The sequence below is a fragment of the Spongiibacter nanhainus genome (genome assembly GCF_016132545.1).
Lineage (GTDB): Bacteria > Pseudomonadota > Gammaproteobacteria > Pseudomonadales > Spongiibacteraceae > Spongiibacter > Spongiibacter nanhainus.
On record NZ_CP066167.1, the window covers coordinates 42,460 to 54,840 of the forward strand.

14 protein-coding genes are annotated in these 12,381 nt (G+C 57.0%); 8 read left to right on the forward strand and 6 right to left on the reverse strand.

The features are described from left to right. Window positions 1-10: 10 nt before the first annotated feature. Window positions 11-880: a pirin family protein gene (locus I6N98_RS00210; protein ID WP_198569834.1), complete on the reverse strand. Its 870-nt coding sequence runs from the start codon at window positions 878-880 to the stop codon at window positions 11-13. A gap of 43 nt (window positions 881-923) precedes the next feature. Beyond that, entirely contained in the window at window positions 924-1,526 is a 603-nt protein-coding gene (locus I6N98_RS00215) for an FMN-dependent NADH-azoreductase (protein WP_198569835.1), read from the reverse strand. 106 nt (window positions 1,527-1,632) lie between these two features. Between I6N98_RS00215 and I6N98_RS00220 the strand changes: the two genes are divergently transcribed. Beyond that, window positions 1,633-2,529 carry a LysR family transcriptional regulator gene (locus tag I6N98_RS00220; protein ID WP_198569836.1) on the forward strand — a complete coding sequence of 299 codons (897 nt, stop codon included), beginning with the start codon at window positions 1,633-1,635 and terminating at the stop codon, window positions 2,527-2,529. Between the two features lie 2 nt (window positions 2,530-2,531). Next, window positions 2,532-3,071, forward strand: coding sequence for a DinB family protein (locus tag I6N98_RS00225; RefSeq protein WP_198569837.1), 540 nt, complete (start codon window positions 2,532-2,534; stop codon window positions 3,069-3,071). 93 nt (window positions 3,072-3,164) lie between these two features. On the opposite strand, the gene I6N98_RS00230 is transcribed toward I6N98_RS00225, so the two are convergent. The 3 genes from I6N98_RS00230 to I6N98_RS00240 form a co-directional block, all read right to left on the reverse strand. Beyond that, complete coding sequence (locus tag I6N98_RS00230) at window positions 3,165-3,479, reverse strand: hypothetical protein (RefSeq protein WP_198569838.1); 315 nt, start codon at window positions 3,477-3,479, stop codon at window positions 3,165-3,167. 360 nt (window positions 3,480-3,839) lie between these two features. Further along, window positions 3,840-4,166: a hypothetical protein gene (locus I6N98_RS00235; protein ID WP_198569839.1), complete on the reverse strand. Its 327-nt coding sequence runs from the start codon at window positions 4,164-4,166 to the stop codon at window positions 3,840-3,842. Window positions 4,167-4,423: 257 nt separating this feature from the next. Then, window positions 4,424-5,770 carry an MATE family efflux transporter gene (locus tag I6N98_RS00240; protein WP_198569840.1) on the reverse strand — a complete coding sequence of 449 codons (1,347 nt, stop codon included), beginning with the start codon at window positions 5,768-5,770 and terminating at the stop codon, window positions 4,424-4,426. Window positions 5,771-6,232: 462 nt separating this feature from the next. Here I6N98_RS00240 and coxB point away from each other — a divergent pair, with 462 nt between their 5' ends. Genes coxB through I6N98_RS00260 form a run of 4 tightly spaced genes read left to right on the forward strand, consistent with a single transcriptional unit; the run spans window position 6,233 to window position 10,583 of the window. After that, complete coding sequence (coxB, locus tag I6N98_RS00245; RefSeq protein ID WP_198569841.1) at window positions 6,233-7,396, forward strand: cytochrome c oxidase subunit II; 1,164 nt, start codon at window positions 6,233-6,235, stop codon at window positions 7,394-7,396. A gap of 11 nt (window positions 7,397-7,407) precedes the next feature. Further along, window positions 7,408-8,964: a cytochrome c oxidase subunit I gene (ctaD, locus tag I6N98_RS00250; protein WP_198569842.1), complete on the forward strand. Its 1,557-nt coding sequence runs from the start codon at window positions 7,408-7,410 to the stop codon at window positions 8,962-8,964. 29 nt (window positions 8,965-8,993) lie between these two features. Further along, window positions 8,994-9,560, forward strand: coding sequence for a cytochrome c oxidase assembly protein (locus I6N98_RS00255; RefSeq protein WP_198569843.1), 567 nt, complete (start codon window positions 8,994-8,996; stop codon window positions 9,558-9,560). Window positions 9,561-9,602: 42 nt separating this feature from the next. Next, window positions 9,603-10,583, forward strand: coding sequence for a cytochrome c oxidase subunit 3 (locus I6N98_RS00260; protein ID WP_198569844.1), 981 nt, complete (start codon window positions 9,603-9,605; stop codon window positions 10,581-10,583). Between the two features lie 63 nt (window positions 10,584-10,646). Here I6N98_RS00260 and I6N98_RS00265 read toward each other — a convergent pair whose 3' ends face one another. Continuing rightward, on the reverse strand, window positions 10,647-10,907 hold the full coding sequence (locus tag I6N98_RS00265) for a DUF2909 domain-containing protein (protein WP_198569845.1): 261 nt from the start codon (window positions 10,905-10,907) through the stop codon (window positions 10,647-10,649). A gap of 53 nt (window positions 10,908-10,960) precedes the next feature. Between I6N98_RS00265 and I6N98_RS00270 the strand changes: the two genes are divergently transcribed. Both I6N98_RS00270 and I6N98_RS00275 read left to right on the forward strand, forming a co-directional pair. Continuing rightward, entirely contained in the window at window positions 10,961-11,695 is a 735-nt protein-coding gene (locus tag I6N98_RS00270) for an SURF1 family protein (protein WP_198569846.1), read from the forward strand. Between the two features lie 10 nt (window positions 11,696-11,705). Next, window positions 11,706-12,326 (forward strand): hypothetical protein, encoded by a 621-nt coding sequence (locus I6N98_RS00275; RefSeq protein WP_198569847.1) that lies wholly within the window; start codon window positions 11,706-11,708, stop codon window positions 12,324-12,326. Window positions 12,327-12,381: the final 55 nt, after the last annotated feature.

The window sequence follows — 12,381 nt, forward strand, 5'->3', positions numbered from 1 at the left end:
CGAGGCTGTGCTATTGATCGGCGGTAAGAGCGCCGTCCCGGTAATCCCTTAGCGCCTGTTCGATCTCGGCGCTACTGTTCATCACAAAGGGGCCGTACTGGGCCACGGGTTCACCAAAGGGCTTGCCAGCCAAAACCAGGGCCCGCCCGCCACCGTCGCCGCCTTGCAGGCGCAAGCTGTCGCCATCGCTCGACACCGCCACCTCGTTGCTGCCCAGCACCTCATCGCCGAGGGTCATATTGCCCTCGTAGAGATAAACCAGGGCGTTGTACCCGGGGGTGATGGCGATATCCATGTCATTGCCGGCGGGCAGCTCGATATCTAAATACAAGGGGTCGCTGCTCAGCTGACGGCCATCCAGGCCATTGACGGCGCCCTGGCTGCTCTGGCCATTGAGGCTGGTGCGCCCGGCGATATGGACGACGCGGGTGCCATTCTCAAATTCATGGCGGGTGAGCTGGTCGGCGGGAATATCCCGGTAGGCCGCCGGCTGCATCTTTTCGCTGCTGTGGAGGTTGATCCACAACTGAAAGCCCCGCATGCGGCCTTCGGTCTGCTGGGGCATCTCTGAGTGGATCACGCCTCGGCCGGCAGTCATCCACTGCACGTCGCCGGGGCGCAAATCGCCGCGGTTACCCATGTGATCCTCGTGGAGCATATGACCGTCCAGCATATAGGTCACGGTCTCAAAACCCCGATGAGGGTGTGAAGGAAACCCGGCCAGGTAGTCCTCGGGCTGGTCAGAAAAAAACTCGTCCAACATCAGGAATGGGTCGAGCCGGGCCAGCTGCGATTGACCAAGGCTGCGCTTGAGCTTTACCCCGGCGCCATCGCTGGCCGGTACGGCGGCGAGCCGCCGGGCTATCTTGCGTGCTGTCATACTCATTCCTCCCCTGCTGTCGGTATATAAAGAGGATCGCCGGCTAGGCTGCGCGGCGGTCGATTTGCTGCTGGGCGTCGTGAATCGCTGGCTGTGCCTGCTCGTCGCCCATGTTCAAACCCTCGGCGTAAATAAAGTCCACCTGAGTCAGGCCCATCAGGCCGAGTATGTCCTTCACATATTGGGTCTGGCTGTCCTGGGGCGTACCGGCATACATGCCACCGCGGGCGGCCAACACGGTCACCGCTTTGTCCTCCAGCAATCCCTGGGGGCCATTGGCGGTGTAGCGGAAGGTCTCGCCGGCCCGGGCCACGTGGTCGATCCACGCCTTAAAGGTCGAGGGTACACCCATGTTGTACATCGGCAGGGCGATAACGATCTCGTCGGCGCGGCGCAATTCGTCGATCAACTGGTCGGAGAATGCCGCGACCTCGCGCTGTGCTTCGCTGCGCTCCGCCGCCGGGGTGGTGAAGGCAGCAAAGCGCTCACCGTCCAGGTGGGGGACGGGGTCGGCGTGGAGATCGCGACGGATAATGGCAACATCGTCGCCACGGTCCTGGCGCTTGGCGATGTAACGATCTGCCAACTGGGTGGATTGGCCGGCACTGCCGGATAGGCTACTGCTGATATAAAGAATCTGTGTCATGGCTGAGTCCTTGTGTTTGCTGTGCTGTGACTCCTATTTAATGATTGATTTTTTGATTTAAAAAGCGCAATTTACCCATCTAATCAATCAGTTTATTTGAACTATTATGCGTGGACCCCGGACCAGCCTGGATCAGTGGCACTGTTTTTTGGCGGTGGTGGATGAAGGCAGCTATGCCCGTGCCGCCGAGACACTGCACAAAAGCCAGTCGGCAGTGACTTACGCGATCCAAAAGCTTGAGGAGCAGTTGGGGGTGCCGGTGTTCGAGATTCGTGGCCGCAAGGCGGAGCTCACCGAGTCTGGCCAGATGCTCTACCGCCGTGGGCGGGCGCTGATTGACGAAGCCCTGCGATTGGAGGGCGCGGCCCACTCGGTGTCGGCGGGGGTGGAGCCCCAGCTGCGGATCGTGAGCGATACCCTGTTCCCCAAACCGGCGATGTTGGACTGCCTCACCGACCTGGCCGAGCACTTCCCCGATACTCGTATCGAATGCCTGGAAACTGTGCTCAGTGGTGCCGAGGAAGCACTGCTGGAGCGGCGCTGCGATATTGCCCTCACCGGCATCGTGCCGCCGGGGTTCTTGGGGGATCACCTGCTGCGGGTGCGCTTTGTGGCGGTGGCGGCGGCGAATCACCCGCTGCACCAATTGGGGCGGGAGCTGGACTACCGTGACCTGCGGCCCTACCGTCAGTTGGTGGTGCGGGACTCGGGGATGCGCAGGCAGCGGGATTCGGGCTGGTTGGATGCCGCTCAGCGGCTGACTGTCAGTCGCATCGATATGTCGGTGAGCGCGGTGGCCCGGGGCATTGGTTTTGCCTGGCTGCCGGAGGTGGCGATGCGGGACGAGTTGGCTCGGGGCGATGTGGTGCCGCTGCCCATGGTGGAAGGGGGCGAACGTTTTGCCGACCTGTTTCTGGTGGTGCCGGAGCGGGATAACGCCGGCCCGGCGACCCGCCACTGCGAGGCGCTACTGCGCAATGCCGTTGCCAATCTGGAGTGCTAGCAATGGACTTGAGTACACAGTTTCAGGGCTTGAGTCACTACAACCGGGATATGAATGCGCGCCTGTTGGACGGCTGCGAACAGCTGGACAGCACTGAGCTGGCCAAAGATCGCGGTGCGTTCTTCGGATCGATACTGGGAACGTTAAACCATCTACTGGTGGCCGACATCATGTGGATGCGGCGCTTTGTGGCGCTATCTTCTCCAGCGACTCAGCATTTACGCACTGCCCAGCAGCCACCGGAGCCGACCGCGCTGGATGAAATACTGGCGCCGGATCTGGCCAGGCTGCGCCCCTGGCGGCAGCGTTTGGATGAAGACATGGTGACGTTTTGCCAGGCGCTGACCCAGGATGACTTTGCTGCGACCCTGCACTATCGCAACCGCCGGGGCGACCCTTTCAGCAAATGTTTTGGCGCCGTGCTGTTGCACCTCTTTAACCACCAGACCCACCATCGAGGGCAGATCACCACCTTGCTTAGCCAGCTGGGCGTGGATGTTGGCGCCACTGACTACCTGCTGTGGATTCCGGAAGCCGACTGACCATAAAAAGCCCCGGCAGTCACCCGCCAGGGCTTTCGGTTAGCTCGGTTTTAGAAAGCGCTTTCTAAAACAGCCGCGCTTGGCGATGGGCCTCTAGTTGAGTGCCACAGCTACCGCGTTGTAGTGCCGTGCCAGTTGGTTAAATTCTCCGGCAATTTTTTCCAGGCGCATCACTGCCATGTTGTAGAAGAAGGGATTGTTCTCCCCATCGCAACGCTCCAGGCGGGCTTGGGCAGTTTCCACGTAGTTGTGCACTTCGCCCTGCAGTGCCAGCACTTCCTGGTAGCTGCTGTTTTGCAGCTCGGGAATTTTGGGTGCGCCCAGAACCGCCGCTTGGGTGCAGCTGGCGTGGGCATTGGCTGAAATAAAAGTCAGTGAAACCAATAATGTAGCGATTAAAGTTCTCATCAGTCATTTCTCCTGTCGGTGACTATGAACGGCGAACGTTGAGCAGTTTTGCTACCTATATACACAAATACGCGTATCTAGGATCTCGGCCTCAGTCACTTTTTCTCTCGGGGTGCTAGTCACCCTTTTCCACGTTTTTGCAGGATTTGGCAGCAAAGTTACGCCGTTTCTCACCCTGGCTGAGGTAGGAGACCAGTTCATCTGGTTTTGATTACCGCTGAACTGAACACCAGTGTACAACAGCATTTGTTACGCTAAGTAGCACTGTATGGATTTGTTACGAAATTTTAAGAAAAGGTGTGTTCAAGTAACACTATCTAGGTGAGCTTCCCCCTGCCGCATGGCGCAGGGGGTGGGGGGTTACTTGGTGGCGACCGTCACGGAGGCGTTGTGGTGGGAAACCAGAGCGTTGTAACGCTCGGCGACCTGCTCCAGGTGCATCACCGCCAGGTTGTGAAAAAACGGATAGTCCGGGTTGCTGGGGCTGTCGCACTTGGCCAGACGCTGCTCGGCATTGGCTATGTAGTCGTTGATTTCATCCTTCAGCTCGGCTACTTGGCTGAAGGTGGATTCTTGAACATCGGGCATTTTGGGTGTGCCAATGGTGGCAGCCTGGGTGCACAGCGTTTGGCTGTGTGCCGATACCAGCGGCAGTGAGGCAATAATGGCAATGATCAGTGTTCTCATGGGCTGGCTCTCCTTTGGATGACCATGAACGGCGAACAAAACAAGTGTTACCGGGGGTGTAGTAGCAAGGTGGCTGAGCCGCTTCCCCAGCAGTCAATTTCGGCTCATCTCGCGAGCCCTAGGGTGAAGTCGAGAGCAAGAAACGGGAGGCAAAAGCGCCACATGGCGGTGATTCGGGCCCCATTCCTGCCTAGTCAATTCGCTGTTGTTTCAACGAACGTTACCCACTGTATCAAAAAGTAACGTGTTGCGGAACGTTAAGGGGGTGTTGCGGGTAGTTGGCGGGGCAATTTAGGAAAAATTACCGCTAAACTGAGGCCGCGGGCGATGTGAAAGACCGCAAACGCCAGCCACAGGCCCTGGTTGCCCCACGGCTGGGTCAGCCACCAGCAGGGGAGATAGACAACAACAACGCTGAACAGCATGCACCACTGCATGGCTCGGGACGCCATAACGCCAATAAAGATCCCGTCCAGCACATAGCAAGTCACGCTGATCAGCGGAATCAATACCACCCAGCCAAAGTAGTGTTGGGCTAATTCTCTGATTGCCGGCAGGTCAGTCATGGTCTGTACGATCAGGTCCCGGCCCAGCCACAGCAGGGTACTGGCCACCAGCGCCGAGACCCCACACCAAATAAAACAGTATTTGCAGATCGCCAGAAAGCGGGCGCGATTACCCTCTGCCCAGGCCTCCCCAACCAGACCCTCGGTGGCGTGGGCAAAGCCGTCCATACCATAGGCGGCGGCCAGCACCAGCTGAATGAGAATGGCGTTAGCGGCGACGATATTCTGGCCCAGAGCGGTGCCCTGGGCGGTAAAAAACGCGAAGCTGAACAGTAAGGCTGCGGTGCGTATAAAAAGATGGCGGTTGCTGGCGATTAATCGGCCCATGGGTAATCCGCTGCGCCAGGCGGCGGGCAGCCCCATCCGGGCGATGTCGGCCAGGTTGTGGCGCAGCACATAAAGGCCCAGCCCCAGCCCGCTGTATTCGGCGATCACGCTGGCCAGTGCCGCACCGTCGCTTTGCCAGCCAAAGCCCACCACAAAAAGCAGGTCGAGAAAGATGTTGCTGAGGTTGGTAACCAGTGCAATGATCAGCGGCCACCGGGTTTGCTGCCGGCCCACCAGCCAGCCCACCATGCAATAGGTCACTAGCACCGCCGGGGCACTGAACAGGCGAATGCTCAGGTAGCTACTGGCCAGTCCGTGCAGGTCCCCCGGGGCATCCATGGCCGCCAGACCCATGGAGATAAGTAGTGGGCCCAGCGCCAGCAGCCCCGTGGCAATGATTAGTGCCAGGACCATCGCCTTGAACAGCAGCGCAGAACGCTCTTCCCGTTGGCTGGCCTGGGCGGCGGCACCGGTTGTGCCCATCCTCAAAAACCCGAAACCCCAGTAGAGAAAGGCCAGCAAACTGGTGCCGATGGCGACCGCGCTGAGATAGCGGCTGTCGTCCAGGTGGCCCAGCACTGCTGTATCTACCAGGCCCAATAGCGGTACCGAGAGATTGCCCAAAATCATTGGCCAGGCCAGGGACCAAAGCCGACTGGGGATGTCTCGGTTGTCCGTTATGTTGCTGTCGCTGCTGGGGCGGGTCGCCATGGAGTGTCCCGGATTTGCGCTGTAGTGAGGCTAAAGCTGCACACTAATGGGGCCAGTGGGATTATTACAGCTTTCTAGGGTCAGAATCATCCGGCCCACTAGATATTGTGGTTACCAATAAGCCAGCTCTATACAAATAGTAGTCTGAGCGGGCCCAGCGGATGATGGGCCGTTGGCACCGCAATTATAAAAGCACAGTTGGAGTGGCGCTGTCGGAATCTTCAGGTTTATAATTGCGGCGTTTTGTCGCACCCAAAGCTGTTGCCACGGGCGTGTGCTGCATACATTTCGGGGGGAGATGTCCTTGTCGCTTCTTTAGCTAGCTAGAGAGGCCGGGCCGCTTTCGCCCGATCCTGTTTCAGAATTCCTGTCGAATGATGGTGTTTCAATTGAAACCGATGTGTAGCGTGTGTCGTAGCTTGCTTGCGGGGTTTTTTCTCATTATTTACGGAGACACGGGAGATGGTTCAACAAGCGAAACGGCTTGCAAAGCTGGCGCTTAGTCCTGTGCTGATGCTGCTTGGCCTTTTCAGTTCTGGCGCATGGGCCGCTGAAGGCGCGCCCCAGCGTTGGCAAGTCAATATCACGCCGGGGGTTACCGAGGTCGGTGCCAAGATCTACGACGTGCACATGTTTGTGTTCTGGATCTGTGTAGTCATTGGCGTGGTTGTTTTTGGCATTATGTTCTATTCGGTATTTGCCTATCGCAAATCCCGTCACTCCGAACCTGCCACCTTCCACGAAAACACCAAGCTTGAGATCGCTTGGACTGTTGTTCCCTTCATTCTGTTGATCATTATGGCAGTTCCTGCCACCAAAACATTGATCGACATCTATAATACTGACGATGCTGACCTTGACATCCTGGTCACCGGGTATCAGTGGAAGTGGAAGTACGAATACATCAATCCCGATGGCGACAATGTCAGCTTCTTCTCCAATCTGCTGACTGACAAAGCAGAGATCGGCAACAGCGCCGACAAGGGCTCCAACTACCTGATCGAGGTAGACGAGCCGCTGGTGATCCCGGTCGACAAGAAAGTGCGCTTCCTGGTAACTGCCAACGACGTACTCCACGCCTGGTGGGTGCCGGCGCTGGCTGTTAAGCGCGACGCCATCCCCGGTTTCATCAACGAAGCCTGGACCAAAGCCACTGAAACCGGTGTGTACCGCGGTCAGTGTGCCGAGCTGTGCGGCCGCGACCACGGCTTTATGCCGATCGTGGTTAACGTCGTTGAAGACAGCGACTACCAAGAGTGGATGGACGGCAAGCAGGCCGAGGCCGCTGAGCTGAAAGAGCTGATGTCCAAAGAGTTCAACATGGACGAGCTGGTAGCCCGCGGTAAAGAAGTCTACAACCGCGCTTGTGTTGCCTGTCACGGCGCCAACGGTGAAGGCGGTGTGGGTGCAGCCATTGCCGGCAGCCCGATTGCCACCGGCCCGGTCAAAGACCACATTGACGTTCTGGTTAATGGTGTCCCCGGCAGCGCGATGCAGGCCTTCGGCGGCCAGCTCAATGAAGTCGACCTGGCGGCGGTTATCACCTACCAGCGCAACGCATTTGGCAACAACATGGGTGACATGTTGCAGCCGATTGATATCTACAACTTCAAGAAAGGTCAGTAGGAGGATTCGCCATGGGTGCCCACGGACCTGCCAAGGGTTTAACTCGGTGGTTGTTTACCACCAACCACAAAGACATCGGTACGATGTATCTGTGGTTCAGTTTCGCGATGTTCTTGTTGGGCGGCTCCTTCGCCATGATCATCCGCGCGGAGCTGTTCCAGCCCGGTCTGCAAATTGTGCAGCCGGAATTCTTCAACCAGATGACCACCATGCACGGTCTGGTGATGGTATTTGGTGCCATCATGCCGGCCTTCGTCGGCCTGGCTAACTGGATGATTCCGATGATGATCGGGGCGCCGGATATGGCCCTGCCGCGGATGAACAACTGGTCGTTCTGGATTTTGCCACCAACCTTCCTGTTGCTGGCATCTACCCTGCTTTGGGAAGGCGGCGGCCCCAACTTCGGTTGGACCTTCTATGCGCCGCTGTCCACCACCTACGCGCCGCCCAGCGTGACGCTGTTTATCTTCTGTATCCACGCGGCGGGTATCTCCTCCATCATGGGTTCCATCAACATCATCGCCACAGTAGTGAACATGCGCGCGCCCGGCATGACCTACATGAAAATGCCGATGTTCGTATGGACCTGGTTGATCACTGCCTTCTTGCTGGTTGCGGTTATGCCAGTACTGGCCGGTGCGGTCACCATGATGCTGATGGATATTCACTTCGGCACCAGCTTCTTTAGCGCTGCTGGTGGCGGTGACCCGGTTCTGTTCCAGCACGTGTTCTGGTTCTTTGGTCACCCCGAGGTATACATCATCATCCTGCCGGCCTTCGGTGTGGTGTCTGAGGTTATTCCGACCTTCTCTCGCAAGCCGCTGTTTGGCTACGACTCCATGGTTTACGCCACGGCGTCCATCGCCTTCCTGTCCTTCATCGTTTGGGCTCACCACATGTATACCGTGGGCCTGCCGATCGCCGGTGAGCTGTTCTTCATGTACGCCACCATGCTGATCGCGGTACCGACAGCAGCAAAAGTGTTCAACTGGATCACCACCATGTTCAAGGGCTCTATTACTCTTGAAACGCCGATGCTGTTCGCCATCGCCAAGGTCTTCCTGTTCACCGTGGGTGGTTTCTCTGGTGTGATGCTGGCGATTGCGCCGGCTGACTTCCAGTACCACGACAGCTACTTTGTGGTTGCTCACTTCCACTACACTATGGTGGCCGGTGCGATCTTCGCCCTGTCTGCGGCGGTGTACTACTGGATTCCCAAGTGGACCGGTAAGATGTACAACGAGACCATGGGTAAGGTGCACTTCTGGGTATCCTTTATCGGCTTTAACCTGACCTTCTTCCCGCAGCATTTCGTGGGTCTGGCAGGTATGCCTCGTCGTATCCCCGACTACAACCTGGCCTTTGCTGACTTCAACATGATGTCATCAATCGGCGCCTTCATTTACGGCACCAGCCAGCTGTTGTTCTTGTTCAACATCGTGCGCACCATTACTCACGGTAAGCCGGTACACGAGGACAAAGTTTGGGAAGGCGCAACGACTCTGGAGTGGACTGTTCCGACTCCGGCGCCCTATCACACCTTCACCACTCCTCCGGAAGTGAAGTAAGGGTAACGTTGATTTAAAAGAGGATCGTCATGGCAACAGAGGCAAACAAACGTACAGTAAAAACCGCGGGCAAATTAGGCGTGCTGGTTGTTGCGATGTTTGCCTTTGCCATGTGGGTGATGCCACCACTGTACAACGCGTTGTGCGAAGTACTGGGCATCAACGGCAAAACCGGTGGTCAGTACACCGTGGTAGAAAGTGCCGTTGATACCAGCCGCACAGTCAAAGTGCAGTTTGTGGCGCAGAACAATGAAATGATGCCCTGGGAATTTGGGCCCAATACCAACCAGATTGAGGTGCACCCCGGCGAGCCGGCAACCGTGACCTTCTATGCTAAAAACACAGAAGATCACTTTATGGTGTCCCAATCGATTCCCAGCATTGTGCCGTCCCGGGCGGCGGAGTACTTCCATAAAACGGAGTGCTTCTGCTTTAACCAGCAACCGCTGGAAGCAGGCAAGGCAGCCGATATGCCGCTGCGTTTCATTGTCGATCGGGATTTGCCCAAGGACATCCCGGTAATCACTTTGTCCTACACCATATTTGATGTGACTGAGATGGCGGCAGAACAGGATTCTGTAGCCGCATCCAACTAAGCTAGAGAAGTTTCTCTCAGACGAGAAAACGGAGACAATTACATGGCGGGTACAAGCAAAGCCGGGCACGAAACCTATTACGTGCCGGAGAGCAGCAGCCTGGCAATCAATGCCACAATTGGTTTATCGCTCACGGTATACGGTTTATCCAGCGTCATTAACGATGCCTCATATCGCCCGGGCGAAGACACCAATTCAGGCTTCATTCTGGCTATCGGTTTGATTTACTTTGCGGCAACGTTGTTCCGCTGGTTCCAAACCACCATTAAAGAAAACCGCGCCGGCATGAACAGTGCCCAGCTGAAACACTCCTACGTGATCGGCATGCAGTGGTTTATCTTCTCAGAAGTCATGTTCTTTGCTGCCTTCTTCGGTGCGCTGTTCTATGTCCGCAATCTGGCGGGCCCCTGGTTGGCCGGTGAAGGCGACGGTGCGATGAACAGCCTGCTGTGGCCGGGCTTTGAATACAGCTGGCCGCTGATGGAAACGCCGCAGGACGCTGTCGGTGGTGTGAAAGGTCAGGCTGCCGCTGGCCACCTGGCTAACAACGGTGAATTTACCGGTGCCGAGAAGCACTTGTCTTTCCCGGGCTTTGCCAACATCGGTCACTGGTTGCCGCTGTATAACACTGTGATTCTGTTGGCATCGAGCTTTACCTGCCACATTGCTCACGTCGGTCTGAAAAAGAACGACCGCAAAACCTTTAACCTCTGGTTGGGCATTACAGTAGCGCTGGGCATTATCTTCCTGTGCTTACAGTACATGGAGTACCACGAGGCGCTGGTTGAATACGGCATCAAACTGAACAGTGGTGTGTACGGTACCACCTTCTTTATGTTGACCGGCTTCCACGGCTTCCACGTACTGATGGGGACCTTCATGCTGTTGGTACAGCTGCTGCGTTCAACGACCAAGGGTCACTTCTCTGCCGAGGATCAGTTCGGTTTTGAAGCGTCTTCCTGGTACTGGCACTTTGTTGACGTGGTGTGGGTATTCCTGTTCCTGTTCGTCTACATCTTGTAGGCCGTCAGGCGATAAACTCGATGGGCCGGTGCAGTGCGCAAGCGCGACCGGCCCGTTTTGTATCTACTCCTGCTCTACCGTGATTAGCTCTGCTTCGCCCGACTCCAAATAGCGTTCATCCCACGGTGCCTTTGAGCCCAGCTTTCCGGTGTACAAGCCGTAGATCAGAAATGCCATCAGCAGTGTTGCCAGCGTCAGCCGCACACTCAATGACTGCCAGGTTCGCATGGTGGTGCCCTTGTCCTTAATCAAGAAAACCAGACCGCTGAACAGACTGATCACCAGGGCGACGAATAGAACCATGATGACGACTTTTAACCACATAAGCGCCTCGCTGCGTGTCGAATTGCCGCAGTATACACAATCGGTATCCCGGCATGGCTGAACACTACGGCTGGCAATGGCATCTGGATTGGAAATCGGCGCTGGTGACTGCGCTGATGCTGCCGGTATTGGTGGGCCTGGGTTTTTGGCAGTTGGCCCGGGCCGAGGAAAAAGCGCAGATGGTGGACGCCGCCGAGAGCCGCCGCCAAAGCGAGCCGGTGCCGCTGTCGACCTTGCCCAGCTACGATAACTATCAACCGGTGACCGTTACCGGGCAGTTTGATCCCGAGCGCTACTGGCTGCTGGACAACCGCATTGTTAACGGCCTGTTTGGCTACGAGGTCGTTGCTGTTTTTACATTGAGCGATGGCCAGAACTTGCTGGTACATCGAGGCTGGATTCCCGGCAGCCGCAACCGGGAGGTGATGCCCGAGGTGGCAATACCTCAAGGCGAGATGACAGTGCAGGGCGAAATCTATGTCAGCCCCGATAAGCCTTTTTCGCTGGGTGACGTCGCGGCCAGTGACTCCGGCTGGCCCCGCAGGGTTCAGTGGCTGCAAGTCGCCGATGCCCAAGGCGCCGTCGAGAATCTTGTCCCGACCATGGTGATGCTCTCAGAATCCAGCCCCGCGGCCTTCCGTACAAAACCAGTGAGCGTCAACGTGTCACCCCAGAAGCATCGCGGTTATGCACTACAGTGGTTTGCCATGAGTGCCGCCTTACTGGTGATATTTTTGCTCAGAAACAGTAATCTTGCCGCCCTAATACGGCGCCGGAAAGTCAATTAACGAGACCGATATGAGTACCCCCTCTTCCAGTAGTAACAGCAAGACCCAGGTTGCGCTAATCCTTGGGATTCCCGTTGTTGTGGTGCTGTTCTCCAGCCTGATATTTTTCCTGGCCCGCAATGGCGTGATCAACTTGGGTACCGTCAATCACGGCACCCTGATTCAGCCGCCTGTGCAGCTGGGCGACCTTCAGCCTCGGCGCTTGGATGGCGGCGAGTTCCTGTTTAACCAACCGGAATCCAAGTGGGTGTTTATGGTGGTGGGTGGCCGGGATTGCACCGGCGCCTGCGAGCGTATGCTCTACCTGACTCGCCAGACCCACACCGCATTGGGCAAAAAAGTGCGGCAGGTGGAGCGGCTCTACCTGGCCACCGAAGGTCCGGTGTCGGCGCCACTGCGGGACTTTATTGAGGCCGAGCACAGCGACCTGACCATTGTGAATGTCGACGGCGCCGAATTTGCCGAGGCCTTTGCCCACCTCAAGGTCAATCCACTGGATAAGCAAACCTTCTATGTGGTCGACCCACTGGGTTGGGTAATGATGCGCTACCGGGCCGGGAACACCGATCAGGATGCCCTGAATGCGTTGGGTAAGGATATTTTGAAAGATATGAAGCGCCTGGTGCGCTGATTATTCGCGCGCTGCGTTAACGAGAGGCCGACGCGGCGCGCCGTTGAAAAGAGAG